Genomic DNA, 19,220 nt, shown 5'->3' on the forward strand with positions numbered 1-19,220 from the left:
CCTGAGTATGTCAACTTTGGTTGACTTCTCCTTCTTGAGGAGGAGAGGACATGCCGCCGCGCCGGCCGGTCGTGCCCCGGTGATCGGCCCTCCAGCCGAAGGGTCAGTCGATGTCCGGCAGATCGGGATCGTCAAGGTCGGCGTCACCGTCATCGACCCGCCGCAGCTTGATGTCCTCCACCCACGCGCGCGCGAACCCCCGGATCTCGGCGATCCGCCGCGGATCCACCCCATGGGCCAGGAACTCGTCGTCCCCGATGAACTCGGCGCACTCCAGCCGCGAAGCCAGCTCGTACGGCTCGAACCCGTCGTCGTGGGCCCTGCCCAGACCTTCCAGCTCGCGGAAGGCGTAGAGGTGCGCCACCGAGGCGACGTCGATGATGTCGCGCGCGTGGCCCCGGTCGTGCAGGGCCCTCATGGTGAGCCCGATCGTGTCCTCCACACTCGGCACCGGCACGATCCCGCACCGGACCGGCGGGCGCCGGAACACCTCACGCATCAGGTCGACCGGGCAGCTCTCGCCGGCGTCCTCGACCGTCAACCGCCCCGTACGCGGCGTGACCTCGATGACGGACGCCCGCAGCCCGGCCGCGCGGAAGGCCGCGCGCACGCCTTCGGCCACCGGGGGCACCTCGGCGGTCGTGGCCAGGTCGAGGTCGGCGTTCGGGCGGTCGGTGAACCTGTGCGCCCTCATCGCATGGCCGCCCGCGAGCACCAGGCCGTACCGGTCGAAGACGGGCAGCACCGCGTGCAGCAGCCGTTCGTGGAAGGGGGCGAGACGCACCGGGCTCACGTGTGCCGGCGCTGGCGGCGCGTGGACGGCAGATCATGCCGCCCCGAAAGGAACTCCTGGAAGGCGATCTTGACCCGGATCACCGGCCGCCGCCACCGTTCCTCGCGGTGGATCGCCTTGGCCATCTTGCGCGGCGACTTCCCGGTGAAGAACCAGTGGGCCCAGGGCGAGCCGGGCCGCGCCAGGCGGATCGCGCCGACCAGCAGCATGGGCGGGACGAACAGCCCCGCCATCCCCGTCCAGATCTTGCCCTTGAGCAGGGTGACGACGGCCAGCGCCAGGTTGGCGATGATGAGCACGGCGGGGTTGACGGGGGTGCCGTAGTCCCAGGTGAGCGGGCGCAGCCCCATGAGGAGCAGGCCGGTGACGGCGACCGCGATGAAGACGGCGTCGACCGAGGTGCGCCCCTCCTCCTCCCAGTAGACGTCGTGCAGGTGCAGGATCAGCGCGAACTCGTCCAGCACGAGCGCCGACCCGATGCCGAACACGCACGCGGCGGCGGCCGTGCCCACCTGCGAGCCGGGCGAGACGATGAGCCCGGCGACCCCGCCGACCATCATCAGCACGACGCCGAACACGACATGGTGGATGTGCATCTCGCCCACGCTGACGTTGCGGAACCAGCCGATCTTCGCCCTGATCAGGCGGACGTTGATGCGCGTGGCGATGAAGGCGACGATGAGCGCGACGAAGTAGCAGAACAGCGGCAGCCGTCCTGTGGCGATGATGGTGTGCTGAAACCAGTTCCCCATGATGCTGGAACCGATGCTACGAGCCGATGAGCCCTTTATGCGCGCAACCGGCGGACCTCAGGCCAGGAACGCGCGCAGGAGGGCCGCTGTGCCCTCCAGATGCTCGGCCACCGCCTGACGGGCCGCGTCGGGGTCGCCCGCCAGGATGGCGTCCACGATGGCCTGGTGCTGCACGGCGGCGTGGTCGAGGTTGACCTGGAGCATGGGGATGGCGTTGAGCAGGTCACTGACCCGCGAGCGGGCGTCCGCGCAGGTCGTGGCGAGCAGCGGCGAGCCCGTCAGCTCCGCGATCGACAGGTGGAAGGCGGTGTCGAGCCGGCGGTAGTCCTCCAGGCCGGCCTCGTTCACGTCGGTGAGCCTGCGCACGAGTACCGCCCGCTGCTCCCGCGCGGGCCGGGACATCGCCAGCACCTGGGCGGCGCCGCACTCCACCGCCAGGCGGAACGTGAGGGCGTCGGACAGGTCGGCCATGCCCATCTCGTTGACGGCCTCGCGCAGGTGGCCGGCGTCCGGCTCGGGCGGCGCGTACGTGACGAAAGCGCCGCCGTAACGGCCCCGGCGCACGTCAAGGTAGCCCGCGTCGGACAACGCGCGGATGGCCTCGCGCAGGGTCACCCTGCTGATGCCGAGTGTGACGGCCAGCTCGCGCTCGGGAGGAAGCTTCTCGCCCGGCGCGACCAGGCCGAGTTTGATGGCCTGGAGCAGGCGCTCCACGGTCTCCTCGAAGGCGTTGCCGGCCCTGACCGGGCGCAGCACCGTCATCAAACGCGCCGACTCGTCCAAGGTGTCCTCAGGTCTTGACAAGCGATCCCGCCATACACATCAATGGTCTAAGACTAGCCCAATCAGCAGGGAAGCGTGTCAGCGCAGATGGGAGCGGCGTAGCGTGAGCGATGGAGCGAACACCGGATACCTTTCCGTCGGCGAGCTGCGCGACGAGGTGGCGTCCGGGCGGATCGACACCGTGCTCCTCGCGATCGCCGACATGCAGGGCAGATTGCAGGGCAAGAGGCTGTCCGCCCGGTATTTCCTCGACGAAGTGCTCGACCACGGCTCCGAGGGCTGCAACTACCTGCTCGCGGTCGACGTGGACATGAACACCGTGGGCGGCTACGCGATGTCGTCCTGGGAGCGCGGCTACGGCGACTTCGTGATGAAACCCGACCTGACGACGTTGCGCCGGGTGCCCTGGCAGGAGGGCACCGCCCTGCTGATGGCCGACCTGACCTGGGAGGACGGCGGCGACGTGCCGCCCTCCCCGCGCCAGATCCTGCGCAGGCAGCTCGCCCGGCTCGCGGAGCGGGGGCTGGCCGCGTACGTCGGCACCGAGCTGGAGTTCTGCGTCTACGAGGACACCTACGAGCAGGCGTGGCAGCGCGGCTACCGCGACATGTCGCCCGCCAACCTCTACAACGTCGACTACTCGCTGCTGGGCACCGCCCGCATCGAGCCCCTCCTGCGGCGGATCAGGCGCGACATGGAGGGCGCGGGGCTCTACGTCGAGTCCGCCAAGGGCGAGTGCAACCTGGGCCAGCACGAGATCGCCTTCCGCTACGCCGAGGCGCTGCGGACCTGCGACAACCACGCCATCTACAAGAACGGCGCCAAGGAGATCGCCGCCCAGGAGGGCAAGTCGATCACCTTCATGGCCAAGCCGAACGAGCGTGAGGGCAACTCCTGCCACGTCCACATCTCGCTCAGGAGCCCCGACGGCGACCCCGTGATGGCCGGGCCGGGTCCGTACGGGCTCTCGGAGCTCGGCGCCCGGTTCATTGCCGGCCAGCAGGCCTGCCTGCGCGAGCTCACCCTTCTGTACGCCCCCAACATCAACTCCTACAAACGTTTCATGCCGGGCAGCTTCGCCCCCACGGCGATCAAGTGGGGCGTCGACAACCGCACCTGCGCGCTCAGGCTCGTCGGCCACGGGCCGTCGCTGCGGATCGAGAACCGGGTGCCGGGCGGCGACGTCAACCCCTACCTCGCGGTGGCGGGGCTGGTGGCGGCCGGGCTGCACGGCATCGACAACGAGCTCCCGCTGGAGGACGCGTTCGAGGGCAACGCCTACGACTCGGGCGCGGAGACCGTGCCGCACACGCTGCGTGACGCGCTGCCCCTGTTCGAGGGGTCGAAGCTGGCGCGCGAGGCGTTCGGCGAGGACGTCGTCGAGCACTACGCGAACAACGCGCGCGTGGAGCTGGCGGCGTTCGACGCGGCGGTGACGGACTGGGAGATGTTCCGTGGTTTCGAGCGAATGTGACGGGTGACCGATGAAGATCGTCAATCCGGCGACGGAGGACGTCGTCGCCGACGTCGAACTCGCCGACGCGGCCGAGGTGGACCGGGCGGTGGAGCGTGCCAGGACGGCGTACGCCGCCTGGCGGCAGGTCGCTCCGGGCGACCGGGCGCGGCTGCTGAGGAGGTTCGCCGACCTGGTGGACGAGCACGGCGAGGAACTGGCGCGGCTGGAGCTGGCCAACGCCGGGCATCCGATCGCCAACGCCCGCTGGGAGGCGGGCGCCGTACGCGACGTGCTGCACTTCTACGCCGGGGCGCCCGAGCGCGACCACGGCAAGCAGATCCCGGTGCCCGGCGGCGTGGACGTCACCTTCCAGGAGCCGCTGGGCGTGGTGGGCGTCATCGTGCCGTGGAACTTCCCGATGTTGATCATGTCGTGGGGGGTGGCCCCCGCGCTGGCGGCCGGTAACACGGTGATCGTCAAGCCGGCCGAGTGGACCCCGCTGACCGCGCTGAGGCTGGCCGAGCTGGCCCTGGCGGCGGGCCTCCCCGAGGGGGTGCTCCAGGTGCTGCCCGGAGCGGGAGAGGTCGCGGGCGCCCGGCTGGTGGAGCATCCCGGCGTGGCCAAGATCGTGTTCACCGGTTCGACGGAGGTGGGCAAGGAGATCGCGGCCAAGGCGGCGGCCCAGGTCAAGCGGGTCACGCTGGAGCTAGGCGGCAAATCCGCAAATATCGTCTTTTCGGATGCCGATCTCGACAAAGCAGCGCAAGCCGCCCCTTACGCCGTGTTCGACAACGCGGGGCAGGACTGCTGCGCCAGGTCCCGGCTGCTCGTCCAGGCAAACGTGTACGACGCCTTCATGGAGCGCCTCACCGAGGCCGTACGCGGCGTCGTCGTCGGCGACCCCCTCGACGAGCGCACCGAGATGGGCCCGCTGATCAGCGCCGAGCAGCTCGACCGCGTACGCGGCTTCGTCCAGGGCACCCCCTACCTCCAGGGGTCCTGCCCGGCCGGCAAGGGTTACTGGTTCCCGCCGACCGTGCTCACCCCGGACGTCACCGACCGGGCGTTCACCGAGGAGATCTTCGGGCCGGTCGTGTCGGTGGCGCCCTTCGAGGACGAGGCGGACGCCGTACGCATCGCCAACGACACCCCGTACGGGCTGAGCGGCTCCATCTGGACCCGCGACGTCGGGCGCGCGCTCCGCGTGTCCAGGGCGGTCGAGGCGGGCGCGTTGTCGGTGAACTCCAACGCGGCGGTCCGCCACTGGACCCCGTTCGGCGGTTTCAAGCAGTCGGGGCTGGGCCGCGAGCTCGGGCCGGACGCCCTGGCGGCGTTCACGGAGACCAAGAACGTCTTCATCTCCTGGGAGTGAGGTAGAAAGCGACGTGCACATGAAGCGGTTGCAGGACCGGGTGGCGGTGGTCACGGGCGCAGGCGGCGGCATCGGGCTGGCCACCGCGCGCAGGTTCGCCGACGAGGGCGCGAAGGTGGTCTGCGCCGACCTGGACGAGGAGGCGGGCGTCAAGGCCGCGAACGAGGTCGGCGGCCTGTTCGTACGGGCCGACGTGGCCGACGAGGACGACGTCGTCCGGATGTTCCGTACGACGTTCGACACCTACGGCAGCGTGGACATCGCCTTCAACAACGCCGGCATCTCGCCGCCCGACGACGACTCGATCCTGGATACCGGCATCGACGCCTGGCGCCGCGTCCAGGACGTGAACCTGACCAGCGTCTACCTGTGCTGCAAGCACGCCATCCCCTACATGCGGCGCCAGGGCAAGGGCTCGATCATCAACACCGCGTCGTTCGTGGCGGTCATGGGCTCGGCGACCTCGCAGATCTCCTACACGGCCTCCAAGGGCGGGGTGCTGGCGATGTCGCGCGAGCTGGGCGTGCAGTTCGCCAGGGAGGGCATCCGGGTGAACGCGCTGTGCCCCGGCCCGGTGAACACGCCGCTGCTGCGGGAGCTGTTCGCGAAGGACCCGGAACGGGCGCAGCGGCGGCTGGTGCACGTCCCGCTCGGGCGCTTCGCGGAGGCGTCGGAGATCGCGGCCGCGGTGGCGTTCCTGGCCAGCGACGACGCCTCGTTCATCACGGGCAGCGAGTTCCTGGTGGACGGCGGCATCTCCGGCGCCTACGTCACGCCGCTCTAGGAGGGTTCATCGTGCGACGTCCCGTCATCGGGGTCACCTGTTACGTGGAGCCGGCGACGTTCACGGTCTGGGAGAACGTGCCGGTCGCGCTGCTGCCGTACATGTACGTGGAGCAGGTCGTCCGGGCGGGCGGGCAGCCGGTCGTGCTGCCGCCCGCCGGGGAGGCCGCGCAGGTGGTGGGCCGGCTGGACGGGCTGGTGCTGGCCGGGGGCGGCGACATCGATCCGGCGAGGTACGGGGAGACGCCGGAGGAACGTACCGGCTATATCCGCAGATTTCGTGACCAGGCCGAGTTCGCCCTGCTGACCGCGGCCCTCGACGCCGAGCTGCCCTTCCTCGGCATCTGCCGGGGCCTCCAGGTGCTCAACGTCGCCCTCGGCGGCAGCCTCCACCAGCACCTGCCCGACGTGGTGGGCCACACGGAGCACTCCCCCGCGCCCGGCCGTTTCGGTCACCTGCCCATCACCACCGTCCCCGGCACCCGCCTGGCCAAGGCGCTGGGCACGGCGCCCGTGACGGTGCCGCACTACCACCACCAGGCCGTCGACCGCCTGGCCCCGGGCCTCACCGTGACCGCGACGGCCGCCGACGGCACCGTCGAGGGCGTGGAGCTGGACTCGGGGCCGTTCACCGTGGCGGCGCAGTGGCATCCGGAGGCGGCCGAGGACCACGCTCTCTTCGAAGCCCTGGTCGCGGCCTGCTGAGGGGCGAACGCGACAAGACCCCCAAATCACTACTAGGCTGGCTGGACACACCAGCAAACCGTGCGGGAGAGCACCCTGACAGCCGGTCAGGGTCCCTGAAGGAGCAAGCCCTCCCCGCGAACCTCTCAAGGCAAAGGACCGCACGGCTGACCGGGAGCCCGTCTCCTCGGAAGGTGACCTCTGGAAAGCAGGCCCACAGGGTCTCGCCGAAGGTGAAAGTCCGGCAAAACTCGGGCGAAGCTCTCAGGCATCGATGACAGAGGGGGAGGATGCTGGCATCCAATCCTGTCCTGAGGTGCGATAAATGTCCCGACCTACTCCGCTACGAGACGTGCACGAAAGCCTCGGCGCGACGCTGACCGACTTCGCGGGGTGGCTCATGCCGCTCCGGTACGGAAGCGAGTCCGCGGAGCACAGGGCCGTCCGCGAGGCCGCCGGACTGTTCGACCTCTCGCACATGGGCGAGATCTTCGTGACCGGGCCGCAGGCCGCACAGGCGCTGGACTACGCGCTGATCGGCAACCTGTCGGCCGTGACGCCGGGACGCGCCCGCTACACCATGATCGTCAACGAGCGGGGCGGGGTGCTGGACGACCTCATCGTCTACCGGCTCGCCGACGAGGAGTTCATGGTCGTCGCGAACGCCTCGAACGCCGAGAAGGTCGCGGACGAGCTGGAGAGCCGTTGCAAGGCGTTCGACGCCGTGGTCGACGACCGTTCCCAGCAGTACGCGCTGATCGCCGTCCAGGGACCCCGTTCCCAGGAGATCCTCGCCACACTCACCGACGCCGACCTGACCGGGCTCAAGTACTACGCGGGCCTGCCTGGACAGGTCGACGGGCGTCAGGCGCTCGTCGCCCGTACCGGCTACACCGGCGAGGACGGCTTCGAGCTGTTCGTGGCCGTTCAGGACGCGGTGCCGCTCTGGCACGCGCTCATGGCCGCGGGCGAGCCGTACGGGCTCAAGCCCGCCGGCCTGTCCAGCCGCGACACGCTCCGGCTCGAAGCGGGCATGCCGCTGTACGGCAACGAACTGAGCGCCGAGCTGACTCCGTTCGACGCGGGGCTGGGCAGGGTGGTGAAATTCGACAAGCCGGGAGACTTCGTCGGCCGGTCGGCGCTGGAGGCGGTCAAGGACGACCCGCCGCGGCGCCGGCTCGTCGGTCTGGTCGCCCGGGGCCGCCGGGTGCCGCGCCACGGCTACCCGGTCACCAAGGACGGCGCCGTCGTCGGCGAGGTCACCAGCGGTGCGCCCTCCCAGACCCTGGGCAAGCCCATCGCGCTGGCCTACGTGGACACCGGAGCCGACTCAGGCCTGGCTGTGGACATCCGGGGCAGCCATGAACCCATGGACCTGGTCGAGCTGCCCTTTTACAGGAGGAACAAGTGAGCAACATCCCTGACGACCTGAGCTACACCAAGGAACACGAGTGGGTTTCCGGGGTCGAGGACGGCCTGACCGTGACCGTCGGCATCACGGCCTACGCCGCCGACGCCCTTGGTGACGTCGTCTTCGTGCAGCTCCCGGAGGTCGGTTCGATCTCGGAGCCGGGCGACTCCGTCGGCGAGGTCGAGTCGACCAAGTCGGTCAGCGAGATCTACACACCCGTCGGCGGCGAGATCGTCGAGGTCAACCAGGCCCTCGTGGACGACCCGAGCCTGGCCAACAGCGACCCGTACGGCGAGGGCTGGATGTTCCGGGTGCGCATGGAGGGCGACCCTGACGAGCTGCTGTCCGCCGAGGAGTACGCCGCGCTCACCTCGGGCGAGTCCTGACCCTGCCAGGTCTCATCGGCTGACGCCGGGGCCCGCGGCCGGGCCCCGGCACTCATGAAGGGCGCATCATCAATGGCGATCAGCGTCTTCGACCTCTTCAAGATCGGTATCGGCCCGTCGAGCTCCCACACGGGAGGCCCGATGGCCGCCGCACACAAGTTCGCCCGCGGGCTGCACCAGGACGGCCTGCTGGCGCGCGTGGCCCGCGTCGAGGCCATCCTCTACGGCTCGCTCGGCCTGACCGGCAAGGGCCACGGCAGCGACAAGGCGGTCCTGCTCGGCCTGTCCGGGGAGAAGCCCGAGCTGGTCGACGTCGACACCATCGACGGCCGCCTGGCCGAGATGCGCGAGTCGGGCACCGTCCGGCTGTACGGCAGCCACGAGATCCCCTTCGTCGTCGGCCAGGACCTCGTCTTCGAACGCAAGATCACGCTGCCCGAGCACCCGAACGGCATGCGCTTCACCGCCTACGACGCGGCGGGCGAGCGGCTCAGGGAGAAGGTCTACTTCTCGGTCGGCGGCGGCTTCGTCGTGGACGAGAAGGCCACCGGCGCCGACCGCATCAAGCCGGACGACACCGTCGTGCCCTATCCCTTCACGACCGGCGAGGAACTGCTCAAACACTGCACGAACACCGGCCTGTCCATGTCCGCGATCATGCTGGAGAACGAGAAGGCGTTCGGGCGCACCGAGGAGGAGGTCCGCGCCGAACTGCTGCGCCTGTGGCAGGTCATGTCGGAGTGCGTGCGCCGCGGCATCTCCAAGGAGGGCGTCCTGCCCGGCGGGCTCAAGGTCAAGCGCCGCGCCAACCAGTTGCACCGCCGCCTGCAGTCGGAGCCGGCCGAGAAGGACCCGCTGCAGGCCATGGACTGGGTGACGTTGTTCGCGCTGGCGGTCAACGAGGAGAACGCCGCGGGCGGCCGCATCGTCACCGCCCCCACCAACGGCGCCGCCGGCATCATCCCGGCGGTCCTGACGTACTACACCCGCTTCGTCCCCCACGCGGACGAGGACGGCGTGGTGCGTTTCCTGCTCACGGCCGGCGCGATCGGCGTGCTGTTCAAGGAGAACGCCTCGATCTCGGGCGCCGAGGTGGGCTGTCAGGGCGAGGTCGGCTCCGCCTGCTCCATGGCCTCGGCGGGCCTCACGGAGGCGCTCGGCGGCACGCCGGAGCAGGTCGAGAACGCCGCCGAGATCGGCATCGAGCACAACCTGGGGCTGACCTGCGACCCGATCGGCGGGCTCGTGCAGATCCCGTGCATCGAGCGGAACGCGGTCGCCTCGAACAAGGCCATCACCGCGGCCAGGATCGCCCTGCGCGGCGACGGCCGCCATTTCGTGGCGCTGGACAAGGCGATCAAGACCATGCGCGACACCGGCCGCGACATGCTCGACAAGTACAAGGAGACCTCACGCGGCGGCCTGGCCGTCAACGTGATCGAGTGCTGACGTGGTGCTGACTCGCGTCAGGAAAATGCCCGGCCTATTCCAAAGGCCGGGCGCTCGAATTGTGCGGGCGGGGGGATTCGAACCCCCACGGTGTCACCACCAACAAGACCTAAACCTGCCGCGTATGCCATTTCGCCACGCCCGCGCAGTCCCCGCCGAAAGCGGGCTCGTGACAGTTTAGCGCTCTGGGTGGCGGCGAGGCGCATCCGCTGATGACCCCGGCTCAGAAGGGCACGGCCTTTTTCACCGGGGCCCGCCGACCGGCTCAGGCCAGGCCCAGCTTCTTCTTCAGCGAGGCCACGTGCCCGGTCGCCTTCACGTTGTAGAGGGCCTGCTCGACCTTGCCGTCACCGTCGATGACGAACGTCGAGCGGATGACCCCCACGATCTCCCTGCCGTAGGACTTCTTCGGACCGTAGGCGGCGTACGCCTTGTGGACCACGAGGTCGGGGTCGGACAGCAGCGGGAACGTCAGGGCGTCACGCTCGACAAACTTGGCCAGCTTTTCCGGTTTGTCCTTCGACACGCCGAGGACCACGAAACCTTCGGCGGTCAACTGGCTGAGGTTGTCACGGAAATCGCAGGCCTGCTTGGTGCAGCCGGGTGTCATCGCGGCGGGGTAGAAATAGAGGATCACCCGCTTGCCGCGGTGGTCACCGAGGGAAACGGTGGTTCCGTCGGCGGCGGGCAGCGTGAACTCGGGCGCGGCGTCGCCTGGCGCGAGCTTGGTCTCTGTCATGGGCCCTCCTCAGTGCTTGCCGCAAACCTACCGGCTTCCCGCGAAGCTACCGGCCCGGCCGCCGTGCCGTACGGCCCGCCGACCTGACAGACTGATCACGACCACTACGGACGGAGCCCGCACGGCACACGAAGCGGGCGCGGCCACACGTACGGTCGAGAGGAGACGCCATGGCTGACACCGATCCCGACGAACTGGAGCGGCGGATCGCGCGGACACGCGCCGAGTTGGCGCAGACGGTCGACGCCATTGCCGACCGGGTGAGCCCCAAGCGGGTCGCCGAGCGCACGGTGACCGACGTCAAGGGCAGGGCCGGCCAGTTCGTGGCGTCCGTGGGCGACGCGCTCGGGGTGGCGCCGCGGCCGGTCGCCTACGACGACGACCCCGAGCGGTTGTGGGAGGACGAGCGGCCCGACCTGGGTCCCGTCCTGATCGGGGTCGGGGCGGTGCTGATCGTCGGGGCGGCCATCGTGCTCTGGCGCCGCCGCAGGCGCGGCTGAGGCCGGCGCGCGCCGCCTCCTGCGGTGATCACAGGAAGGTCTTGCCCTCGCCTCTGTACGTCGGCGCCGACCCGGCCAGGGTGTCGCCGTCCACGAGGTGGAGCGTGTCGAAGCGCTCGCACAGCTCGCCCGCCTTGGCGTGCCTGAACCACACGCGGTCGCCGATCCGCAGGTCCTCGGCGGCCTGGCCGAGCAGCGGCGTCTGCACCTCGCCCGCGCCCTCGTCCGGTGAGTAGCGCAGCCCGGCCGGCAGGTACGGCTGCGGCAGCCGGCTGCTGCCGGGCTCGCCCGAGGCCGGATAGCCGCCCCCGAGCACGGTCGCGATGTCCGGGGCCGGGCGGCGTACGACCGGCAGGGCGAAGAGCGCGGCCGGACGGCCGGTGAAACCGCGGTAGAAGTCGAACAACCTCGGATGGAAGAGGCCCGATCCGGCCGCCACCTCCGTGACGGCCTTCTCGCGTACGGTGCGCTCGACACAGCCGGTGCCGCCGCCGTTGACGAACTCGAGGTCGGTGACCCGGCGGACGGCGTTCACGACGCGGCCGCGCCGGACGATGAGCTCGCGGGCGGAGCGGGCCTGCATGAGCCTGATGGCGCGGGCGAGGAGGGCGTTGCCGGGAGGGTCGTCGCCGACTCCGGCGATCTGGGCCTCGTACGCCAGCAGTCCGGTCAGGCGCAGCCCGGGGCGTTTGGCGACAGCGGCGGCGAGGTCGGCGGCGTCCTCGGGCTCGCGGATCGGGGAACGGAGAGCTCCCGCCCGAAATTTCCCACCGAACGCGACATATCCAGCGTCGATGTCGATGCAGATCCGCAGCTCGGCCCGCCGGCGCGCCCCCGCCACGGCTGCCTCGATGAAGTCGAGATGTGCGAGCGAGTCGACGGTCACGGTGACGCGGCCAGCCGCGACCGCGTCACCGGCCAACGCGGCGAGCGCGTGGCGGTCGGCCGTCGGATAGGCGACCAGGACGTCGTCGAAGCCGTGCCCGGCCAGCCACAGCGCCTCGGGCAGCGTGAACGCCATGACACCCGCGAAGCCGTCCATCGCCAGGATGCGTTCGAGCAGCGGCCGGCTGCGCACCGACTTGCTCGCCACCCGGATCGGCTTGCCCGCCGCCCGGCGTACGAGCTCGGCCGCGTTGGCCCGCATGGCCGCCAGGTCGAGGATCGCGAACGGAGGCTCGATCGCCGCGGTGGCGCGATCATAGCGCTGGCGGGCATCCATACCAGCAGCGTAACGGCTGGTCGGCGACGAACCCAGGGGCCGGGCGCGCGGACCCGGCACATCCGCCCGCACCGGCACGGATGGTGACAGCCGCGACCGGGCTTACCCCGGCGAGCCCTGCTCCCCGTAATGATCGGGCAAATCGGCGGCGAGGGTGCGGTACAGGGCATGCGGCCCCCCTGTACGTGTGTCCCTGTGATGACCACGCTTCAGCAGATACTGCCCGGCGCCGCCGCCACCCCACGGCTCACCGGACTGCGCAGGGCGAACAAGGCGCTCAGACCGGCACGGACCGTTCCGGGGGCCGTCGTGGCGATCGTGCTGACCACCGTGATGGGCCTGACCGCGGCGGAGCTGGTGTCGGGGCTGCTCGGCACGCCGCTCGGCTGGGTGCCGGTGAACGAGGTGGTCGAGCTGGCGGGCAGAACCGCGTGGCCGAAGGTGTCCACCGCCGCCCTCGTCGTGGCGGGCATCGGCGTGCTGATGGTGCTGCTGGCCGTCGTGCCGGGCAGGTCCAGGCTGGTCGCGGTGGAGACGTCGGACCCGCTGATCGTCATCGGCATCACCCGCTCGGGCCTGCGCCGTACGCTGGCCGCCGCGGCCCAGCAGGTGGCCGGCGTGGAAAAGGCCCGGGTACGCCTGCGCCTGCGCACCATCGAGGTCACCGTCGTGACGGACGCGGAGAGCACCGGCGCAATGCTCAGGCAGGTCGGCACCGCGGTGGGCGACCGGCTGGCGGGTGTGGGCACGCTGGGCACGGGCGAGGTCGTCGTCCGGCTGCGCAGGAAGGCGCTGTGATGCGGCAGTACGCCGGCAACCGGATCGGGCTGGCCGTCGTGGGCACCGTGCTGGCGGGGCTGGGGACGTACGCGTGGTTGCGCGGCGAGGGCCGCCTGTCCGGCCTGCCCGCCAAGGGCAGGGTGGTGCCGGCGCAGTTGCACCGGACGCTCGCGGAGGAGCCGTGGAGCCTGTGGCTGCTGGCCTTCGCCCTGGTCCTCCTGTCGCTGGTCTCGCTGCGCTGGCTGCTGCTCTGCCTGGGCTGGGGCCGGCGCGGCACGCCCAACGGCACGGGCACCGCCATGTTGTTCGTCGGGCTGAAGAACGTGGAGGGCCTGGGGAAGGCGAGGGTGCGGGTCGGTGACGACGGCCTGCGGCTCAGCGTGACCTGCCCGTCGGAGACGGACATGGGCGCGGTGGTGGGCAAACTCGACCAGGACATCGTGGGGCGCATCCGGCGCGAGATCCGTGACGACGAGATGAGCACCGTGGTCAGCCTGCACGTCCGCCGTTAGGAGCGGGGCGTGCCTACTGGGTCGCGCGGCGTTTCCTCACCGCCGCGCGACCCGGGCATCATGATCATGATTCACACGATCTCCCTTTACTCACCCACAAGGGGCGCTCCCGATCACCCATGATGCCCGGTCGCGCGTAAGCCGAGCGTAAGCGCCTGTGACGTCAGACCTGGGTCGTACTCGCACTTCACCCTTCAGGCTGACCAGGACCCAACTATAGGTAATTATCGTGAGGATGTGTTCGGGAGCGTACAGGCGTGGTCGAGGCGCCACGAGAAGGTGGCCGCCGTCCTGCGGGTGGCGCCGCTCGCCGCGCTGTGCCTGCTGACGTCGATACTGTACGCGAACCGCGACACCCCGGACGGCGGCGTCGACCCCGGCGTGATCTGGTACGTGGGCGTCTCCGTGGCACTGCTCGTGCCGCTCGCGTGGCGCGACAGGCCACGCCTGTCCTTCGCCGTCGTCGCCCTCGTCAGCTTCGGCCAGTGGCTGGCGGACCTCGGCCCGGTGCCCGCCAACGTGGCGGTGCTGATCGCCCTCTGGGGCGTGGCCTACCGGTGCACGTGGCAATGGGCGCTGGCGGCGCTGCTCGTGGCCGAGTTGGGGGTGCTGCTGCTGCTGGTCGACTGGATGGCGCCCACGTTCGGCATGTTCTCCACCGGCTCGATCCTCGTGGTGACGATCTGGCTGACCGGCCTGTACGCCAGGACGCGCAGGCACTATCTCGAAGGCCTGGAGGAGCGCGCAGAACGGGCCGAACGCGAGCGCGACCAGCAGGCCAGGATGGCGGCCGCCGCCGAGCGCGCCAGGATCGCCAGGGAACTGCACGACGTCGTGGCCCACAACGTCAGCGTGATGGTGGTGCAGGCCGACGGCGCGGGCTACGCCCTCGACCACGATCCCGAGCAGGCCCGCCAGGCCGTCACGACCATCTCGAGAACCGGCAGGGTCGCGCTCGCCGAGATGCGCAGGCTCGTCGGGGTCCTGCGTGAGAACGAGAACCCGGACACCGACTACACCCCGCAGCCCGGCCTGGACCAGCTGGAGAAGATGGTGCGCGAATCGGCCGTGCCCACCCGGTTGCGCGTCGAAGGTGCCCCCACCGACCTGCCCGAGGGCCAGCAACTCGCGGTGTACCGCATCGTGCAGGAGGCGCTGACGAACGCCCTCAAGCACGGCGGCCCCGGCGTCCGGGCGGACGTCGAGATCGACTTCACCGGCCCCGACGTGCTCGTACGGGTGACCGACGACGGCCGGGGCGCGGCGGCGCCCAGGAGCGCCGGCGGGCACGGCCTGATCGGCATGCGCGAGCGCGTCGGCATGTACGGCGGCGACGTCTCGGCCGGCCCTCTGCGGGGCGGCGGCTTCGAGGTGCTGGCCCGGTTGCCCATGGCGGAAGCGGCGTAGAGGAGGCTGCCGGGTGATACGCGTGATGCTCGTCGACGACCAGGAGTTGCTGCGGGCCGGGTTCAGGATGGTGCTGAACGCCCAGCCCGACATCGAGGTCGTGGCCGAGGCCTGCGACGGGGTCACCGCGTTGGAGGTCCTCGATACCGCCGAGGTCGACGTCGTGCTCATGGACGTGCGGATGCCCCGCATGGACGGCGTCGAGGCCACCCGCCTCATCGATGGGGCGAAGGTGCTGATCCTCACCACGTTCGACCTCGACGAGTACGTGTTCGCGGCGGTCAAGGCGGGCGCGGCCGGGTTCCTGCTGAAGGACGTGCCCCCCGCCGACCTGGTCAACGCCATCAGGCTCGTGCACGCGGGCGACGCCGCGATGTCGCCGCGCACGTTGCGGCGGATGCTGGAGACGTTCGCCGCGCAGCTCCCTGACGAGGAGCCGGCGGCGGCGGAGGACCTGACGCCGCGCGAGCGCGAGGTGCTGCTCATGGTGGCGCGTGGCCTGTCCAACGGGGAGATCGCGGCCCGGCTGGCGGTCGCGGAGGCGACGGTGAAGACCCACCTGGGCCGGGTGCTGGCCAAGCTGGGCCTGCGCGACCGGGTGCAGGTGGTGGTGTACGCGTACGAGGCCGGGCTGGTCGTGCCGTCCCATCGGCCGAAAGGCTGACCGGGGTCGTCCGCGGGCGCACCTGAAGTCCCTCCTCAGGGCCCATGGATCGCGAAAACTCCACACCTAGCGTGGGTCGGGTCCGAAACCCGCCCCCGCCAGGGAGAAGGAGTGCTGGTGACTCTCACGGAACGCCGAACCGCGCCCGCCGTCGTGGCCACGGATCTGACCAAGGTGTACGGCCAGGGCGACGCCCGGGTGCACGCCCTGCGCGCGGTGAACGTGGCCTTCGCCACCGGGGCGTTCACCGCCATCATGGGCCCGTCCGGCTCGGGCAAGTCCACGCTGATGCACTGCCTGGCCGGTCTCGACACGGCCACGTCGGGCACGGTGCACCTCGGCGACGTGGAGCTGACCGGGCTGTCCGACCGGCGGCTCACCCTGCTGCGCCGCGAGCGGATCGGGTTCGTCTTCCAGGCGTTCAACCTGCTGCCCACGCTGACCGCCGAGCAGAACATCCGCCTGCCCCTGGAGATCGCCGCCCGCCAGGCCGATCAGGCGCTGTTCGACCGGGTCGTCGCGACCGTCGGGCTGACGGACCGGCTCTCCCACCGGCCGACCGAGCTGTCCGGCGGCCAGCAGCAGCGCGTGGCCGTGGCCAGGGCGCTCATCAGCAAGCCGCAGGTGATCTTCGCCGACGAGCCGACCGGCAACCTGGACTCCCGCAGCGGCGCCGAGGTCCTGTCGTTCCTGCGCGTGTCGGTGCGCGAGCTGGGCCAGACCATCGTCATGGTCACGCACGACCCGGTCGCGGCGTCGTACGCCGACCGCGTGGTGTTCCTGCGCGACGGCGAGCTGGTCACCGAGCTCGCCACGCCGACGCCGCAGAGCGTGCTGGACACGCTCGTGAAGCTGGAGGCGTGAGGTGCTGAGGACCGCTCTGGCCGGGCTGCGCGCCCACACCTTCCGGCTGCTGCTCACCTCGCTGGCGATCATGCTGGGCGTGGGGTTCATCGCGGGCACGTTCGTGCTGAACGACACCGTACAGGCGGGTTTCGCCCAGCGGGTCACCGCCGACGCGGGCAAGGTGGACGTCGCCGTCCTGCCCAAGGGCGCCGACGCCGTGCTGTCCGAGCGGGTGCTGGAGCGCATCCGCGCCCTGGACGGCGTGACGGAGGCGCAGGGCCTCGTACGCGGCGCCGCGCCGCTGATCGGCAAGGACGGCAAGACCGTCGGGAACCTCCCCACCACGGCCGTCTCGATCGTCACCGGCCCGCTCGACCGCGCCGACATCGTCGCCGGCACCGGACCGGGCACCGACGACCGGGCCGCCGTGCTCGACGACAACACCGCCAAGGCGCAGGGCTTCCGGCTCGGCGACACCATCACCGTGCTCGACGCCGGCAAGGCCGAGCACCGGTTCAGGCTCGTCGGTCTCCTCGACACCGGCGTCGACCAGGAGCTCTCGTTCACCGGCGCGGTCGGCTTCACCACGGCCACCGCGAAGCGCATGACGGACCTCGAGGGGTACCGCGAGATCGACGTCGCCGGCACCGCCCCAGGACTGAAGCAGGCCGTCGCGGCGGCCCTCGGCGAGGCGTACACCGTCAAGACCGGCGACGAGCTGGCCTCCGACCTGGCGAGCGCGGCCGGGGTGGAGACGCGGATGTTCACGCTCGGCCTGCTGCTGTTCGGCGTCGTGGCCATGATGGTGGCCGCCCTGGTCATCTACAACACCTTCACCATCCTCGTCGCCCAGCGCACCAGGGAGATGGCGCTGCTGCGGTGCATCGGCGCCACGCGAGGGCAGGTGTTCGGCTCGATCCTGCTGGAGTCGGCCGTCGTGGGCGTGCTCGCCTCGGCGCTCGGCCTGCTGCTCGGGTACGGCCTGGCCAGGCTCGCGCTGGCGGTGCTCGGCGCGGTCGACGCCCCGCTGCCCACCGACGCCGGCGCCACGCTCTCCCCCGTCACGATCGCCACCGGGATGGCCGTGGGCCTGGTGGTCACGGTGTGCGCGGCCCTGCTGCCCGCCAGGTCCGCCACCCGCGTCCCGCCGGTCGCCGCGCTGCGCACCCAGGCCGGGGAACAGACGTTCCGCGCGGGCCTGCTGCGCGGGCTGTTCGCCGCCCTCTTCCTCGTGGCCGGGGCCTGCGTCACCGCCGTCGGCGTGTTCGTGCTCGAACCCGGCCGGGAGGAGTCGCTGCTCGCCGTGATGGCCGGGGGCGCGCTGACGTTCCTGGCCGTGCTGATCCTCGGGCCGGTGCTCGTCAGGCCGCTGAGCGCGCTGGTCGGCTGGATCCCCGGCAGGATGTTCGGGGTGCCGGGCCGTCTGGCCGTCGGCAACTCCGGGCGCAACCCCAAGCGGGCCGCGACCACCACCGTCGCGTTGACGATCGGGGTGACGCTCATGACGCTGATCTCGGTGGTCACCGCGTCCACCCGGGTGACGATGACGGCCAAGCTCGACGCGCAGTTTCCCGTCGACTACGTCCTGATGGACCAGGAGCGTGACTCCGTCATCCCGAGATCCGTCGCCGAGCGCCTCCGGAACGCGCCGGAGCTGGCCTCCGTGGTGCAGATCCGGCAGGCGGACGCCACGATCGGCGGCCGGCAGGTGTTCGCCGGCACCTTCCGGGGGCCCGTCGAGCCGTACGTGACCGCCGGTTCCATGGCGGGCTTCCGTCCTGGCCAGGTCGCGCTGCGGGACGATGACGCCGGGAGACTGGGCGTCCAGGTCGGCGACTCGGTGCGGCTCCGGACCGGGCGGGCCGGGACGGTGCCGCTCAAGGTGGTCGCCCTGCTCGACGGGAACCAGGGGACGCTGCCGCCGGTCACCGTTCCGGAGGCGGCCTTCGAGACGTACTTCGGCGCGGTGCCCGACGCGCGGCTGCTGATCCGCATCGCGGACGGCGTACCGCCCGAACGGGCGCGCGAGGTCGTCGACGCGGCCGCGGCGCCCTATCCGAGCGTGAAGGTGTCGAGCGCGACGGAGACCCGCGGCCAGTTCGACGAGACGCTCGACATGCTCCTCATGATCATCACAGGGCTGCTGGGGCTGGCCATCCTGATCTCGCTGCTGGGCATCGCCAACACGCTCTCGCTGTCGGTGCACGAGCGCACCAGGGAGTCGGCGCTGCTGCGGGCGTTGGGCCTGACGCGGCGGCAACTGCGCGCGATGTTGTCGGTCGAGGCTCTGGTGCTCGGGCTGATCGGGGCGCTGGTGGGGGTCGTGCTCGGCGGCGTCTTCGGCTGGGCCGCGATCATGGCCATGCTGGACGGCGCCCTGTTCTCGGTGCCGGTGGGACAGATCGCGCTGTTCGTGGCGCTCTCCGGCGTCGCCGGGGTGCTGGCCGCCGTGCTGCCGGCCCGCCGCGCCGCACGGGCGTCGATCATCGGGGCACTCGCCGCCGGCTGACCCAGGGCTTTCGACGCCTGGTCACGCACGGGCGGTAGTGCTGGGTCCACCTCTCAAGTGGCGATTTCCTACCCCGCGAGGTGGGCCGGCTTCCATCGAGGCCGGCCTTCCTGGCCGCGAAGCTGGACGGGTCCGATCGGAACGTGCCGATCGTGCCCGGCAAGCCAAGGAG

At 70.9% G+C, this 19,220-nt stretch carries 19 protein-coding genes, 1 tRNA gene and 2 riboswitches; of the genes, 14 read left to right on the top strand and 6 right to left on the bottom strand.

Going from position 1 to position 19,220, the window contains the following annotated elements; genetic code table 11:
- Positions 1-103: 103 nt before the first annotated feature.
- From E1295_RS07620 to E1295_RS07630, 3 genes are read right to left on the bottom strand one after another with little or no spacing between them, the layout of a single operon-like run.
- Entirely contained in the window at positions 104-793 is a 690-nt protein-coding gene (locus E1295_RS07620; protein ID WP_246079901.1) for a nucleotidyl transferase AbiEii/AbiGii toxin family protein, read from the bottom strand.
- Positions 790-1,545 carry a hypothetical protein gene (locus E1295_RS07625; protein WP_132628966.1) on the bottom strand — a complete coding sequence of 252 codons (756 nt, stop codon included), beginning with the start codon at positions 1,543-1,545 and terminating at the stop codon, positions 790-792. The genes E1295_RS07620 and E1295_RS07625 overlap by 4 nt, the downstream gene beginning before the upstream one ends.
- Before the next feature lie 57 nt (positions 1,546-1,602).
- The gene (locus E1295_RS07630; RefSeq protein WP_132629088.1) at positions 1,603-2,307 is read right to left on the bottom strand and encodes a FadR/GntR family transcriptional regulator; all 705 of its coding nucleotides are present in this window, start codon (positions 2,305-2,307) and stop codon (positions 1,603-1,605) included.
- A gap of 124 nt (positions 2,308-2,431) precedes the next feature.
- Between E1295_RS07630 and E1295_RS07635 the strand changes: the two genes are divergently transcribed.
- The 7 genes from E1295_RS07635 to E1295_RS07665 all read left to right on the top strand — a co-directional run bounded on the left by E1295_RS07635 (position 2,432) and on the right by E1295_RS07665 (position 9,869).
- On the top strand, positions 2,432-3,802 hold the full coding sequence (locus tag E1295_RS07635; RefSeq protein WP_132628967.1) for a glutamine synthetase family protein: 1,371 nt from the start codon (positions 2,432-2,434) through the stop codon (positions 3,800-3,802).
- Between the two features lie 10 nt (positions 3,803-3,812).
- A complete protein-coding gene (locus E1295_RS07640; protein WP_132628968.1) occupies positions 3,813-5,156 on the top strand; it encodes an aldehyde dehydrogenase family protein in 1,344 nt (447 codons plus the stop codon).
- 19 nt (positions 5,157-5,175) lie between these two features.
- A complete protein-coding gene (locus tag E1295_RS07645) occupies positions 5,176-5,940 on the top strand; it encodes a 3-oxoacyl-ACP reductase (RefSeq protein WP_132628969.1) in 765 nt (254 codons plus the stop codon).
- A gap of 11 nt (positions 5,941-5,951) precedes the next feature.
- Positions 5,952-6,644: a gamma-glutamyl-gamma-aminobutyrate hydrolase family protein gene (locus E1295_RS07650; RefSeq protein WP_132628970.1), complete on the top strand. Its 693-nt coding sequence runs from the start codon at positions 5,952-5,954 to the stop codon at positions 6,642-6,644.
- Positions 6,645-6,697: 53 nt separating this feature from the next.
- A riboswitch (glycine riboswitch) is annotated at positions 6,698-6,795 on the top strand.
- A gap of 19 nt (positions 6,796-6,814) precedes the next feature.
- Positions 6,815-6,914: riboswitch (glycine riboswitch) on the top strand.
- Between the two features lie 34 nt (positions 6,915-6,948).
- Positions 6,949-8,034, top strand: coding sequence for a glycine cleavage system aminomethyltransferase GcvT (gene gcvT, locus E1295_RS07655; RefSeq protein ID WP_132628971.1), 1,086 nt, complete (start codon positions 6,949-6,951; stop codon positions 8,032-8,034).
- Positions 8,031-8,420, top strand: a complete 390-nt coding sequence (gcvH, locus tag E1295_RS07660; protein WP_132628972.1) for a glycine cleavage system protein GcvH — start codon at positions 8,031-8,033, stop codon at positions 8,418-8,420. Before gcvT ends, gcvH begins: the two co-directional genes overlap by 4 nt.
- A gap of 72 nt (positions 8,421-8,492) precedes the next feature.
- Positions 8,493-9,869: an L-serine ammonia-lyase gene (locus E1295_RS07665; RefSeq protein ID WP_132628973.1), complete on the top strand. Its 1,377-nt coding sequence runs from the start codon at positions 8,493-8,495 to the stop codon at positions 9,867-9,869.
- A 62-nt stretch (positions 9,870-9,931) separates the two neighbouring features.
- On the opposite strand, the gene E1295_RS07670 is transcribed toward E1295_RS07665, so the two are convergent.
- Together E1295_RS07670 and bcp are read right to left on the bottom strand one after the other, a co-directional pair.
- Positions 9,932-10,014, bottom strand: a tRNA-Leu gene (locus tag E1295_RS07670).
- 120 nt (positions 10,015-10,134) lie between these two features.
- Positions 10,135-10,608 (bottom strand): thioredoxin-dependent thiol peroxidase, encoded by a 474-nt coding sequence (gene bcp / locus E1295_RS07675; protein WP_132628974.1) that lies wholly within the window; start codon positions 10,606-10,608, stop codon positions 10,135-10,137.
- Between the two features lie 170 nt (positions 10,609-10,778).
- On the opposite strand from bcp, the gene E1295_RS07680 reads away from it, so the two are divergent.
- Positions 10,779-11,108 carry a DUF3618 domain-containing protein gene (locus E1295_RS07680; protein WP_132628975.1) on the top strand — a complete coding sequence of 110 codons (330 nt, stop codon included), beginning with the start codon at positions 10,779-10,781 and terminating at the stop codon, positions 11,106-11,108.
- Between the two features lie 28 nt (positions 11,109-11,136).
- Here E1295_RS07680 and E1295_RS07685 read toward each other — a convergent pair whose 3' ends face one another.
- Positions 11,137-12,330, bottom strand: coding sequence for an amino acid deaminase/aldolase (locus E1295_RS07685; RefSeq protein WP_132628976.1), 1,194 nt, complete (start codon positions 12,328-12,330; stop codon positions 11,137-11,139).
- A gap of 198 nt (positions 12,331-12,528) precedes the next feature.
- Here E1295_RS07685 and E1295_RS07690 point away from each other — a divergent pair, with 198 nt between their 5' ends.
- From E1295_RS07690 to E1295_RS07715, 6 genes are all read left to right on the top strand, one after another.
- Positions 12,529-13,128 (top strand): DUF6286 domain-containing protein, encoded by a 600-nt coding sequence (locus E1295_RS07690; protein WP_132628977.1) that lies wholly within the window; start codon positions 12,529-12,531, stop codon positions 13,126-13,128.
- The gene (locus E1295_RS07695; RefSeq protein ID WP_132628978.1) at positions 13,128-13,622 is read left to right on the top strand and encodes a hypothetical protein; all 495 of its coding nucleotides are present in this window, start codon (positions 13,128-13,130) and stop codon (positions 13,620-13,622) included. Before E1295_RS07690 ends, E1295_RS07695 begins: the two co-directional genes overlap by 1 nt.
- Positions 13,623-13,859: 237 nt before the next feature.
- Positions 13,860-15,029, top strand: coding sequence for a sensor histidine kinase (locus tag E1295_RS07700; RefSeq protein ID WP_132628979.1), 1,170 nt, complete (start codon positions 13,860-13,862; stop codon positions 15,027-15,029).
- A gap of 13 nt (positions 15,030-15,042) precedes the next feature.
- Positions 15,043-15,693, top strand: coding sequence for a response regulator (locus E1295_RS07705; RefSeq protein WP_220448594.1), 651 nt, complete (start codon positions 15,043-15,045; stop codon positions 15,691-15,693).
- A gap of 117 nt (positions 15,694-15,810) precedes the next feature.
- A complete protein-coding gene (locus tag E1295_RS07710; RefSeq protein WP_425465333.1) occupies positions 15,811-16,557 on the top strand; it encodes an ABC transporter ATP-binding protein in 747 nt (248 codons plus the stop codon).
- 1 nt (position 16,558) lies between these two features.
- Positions 16,559-19,048 (top strand): ABC transporter permease, encoded by a 2,490-nt coding sequence (locus E1295_RS07715; RefSeq protein WP_132628980.1) that lies wholly within the window; start codon positions 16,559-16,561, stop codon positions 19,046-19,048.
- The last annotated feature ends 172 nt before the right edge of the window (positions 19,049-19,220 follow it).

The sequence above is a fragment of the Nonomuraea mesophila genome, assembly GCF_004352805.1.
In the GTDB taxonomy this organism is placed as follows: Bacteria; Actinomycetota; Actinomycetes; order Streptosporangiales; family Streptosporangiaceae; genus Nonomuraea; species Nonomuraea longispora.

Coding starts and splice junctions, on each gene's coding strand:
- E1295_RS07625 (WP_132628966.1), bottom strand. CDS start 1,545: ATGGGGAACTGGTTTCAGCACACCATCATCGCCACAGGACGGCTGCCG.
- E1295_RS07630 (WP_132629088.1), bottom strand. CDS start 2,307: ATGACGGTGCTGCGCCCGGTCAGGGCCGGCAACGCCTTCGAGGAGACC.
- E1295_RS07640 (WP_132628968.1), top strand. CDS start 3,813: ATGAAGATCGTCAATCCGGCGACGGAGGACGTCGTCGCCGACGTCGAA.
- E1295_RS07645 (WP_132628969.1), top strand. CDS start 5,176: ATGAAGCGGTTGCAGGACCGGGTGGCGGTGGTCACGGGCGCAGGCGGC.
- gcvT (WP_132628971.1), top strand. CDS start 6,949: ATGTCCCGACCTACTCCGCTACGAGACGTGCACGAAAGCCTCGGCGCG.
- E1295_RS07665 (WP_132628973.1), top strand. CDS start 8,493: ATGGCGATCAGCGTCTTCGACCTCTTCAAGATCGGTATCGGCCCGTCG.
- bcp (WP_132628974.1), bottom strand. CDS start 10,608: ATGACAGAGACCAAGCTCGCGCCAGGCGACGCCGCGCCCGAGTTCACG.
- E1295_RS07680 (WP_132628975.1), top strand. CDS start 10,779: ATGGCTGACACCGATCCCGACGAACTGGAGCGGCGGATCGCGCGGACA.
- E1295_RS07685 (WP_132628976.1), bottom strand. CDS start 12,330: ATGGATGCCCGCCAGCGCTATGATCGCGCCACCGCGGCGATCGAGCCT.
- E1295_RS07690 (WP_132628977.1), top strand. CDS start 12,529: ATGACCACGCTTCAGCAGATACTGCCCGGCGCCGCCGCCACCCCACGG.
- E1295_RS07695 (WP_132628978.1), top strand. CDS start 13,128: ATGCGGCAGTACGCCGGCAACCGGATCGGGCTGGCCGTCGTGGGCACC.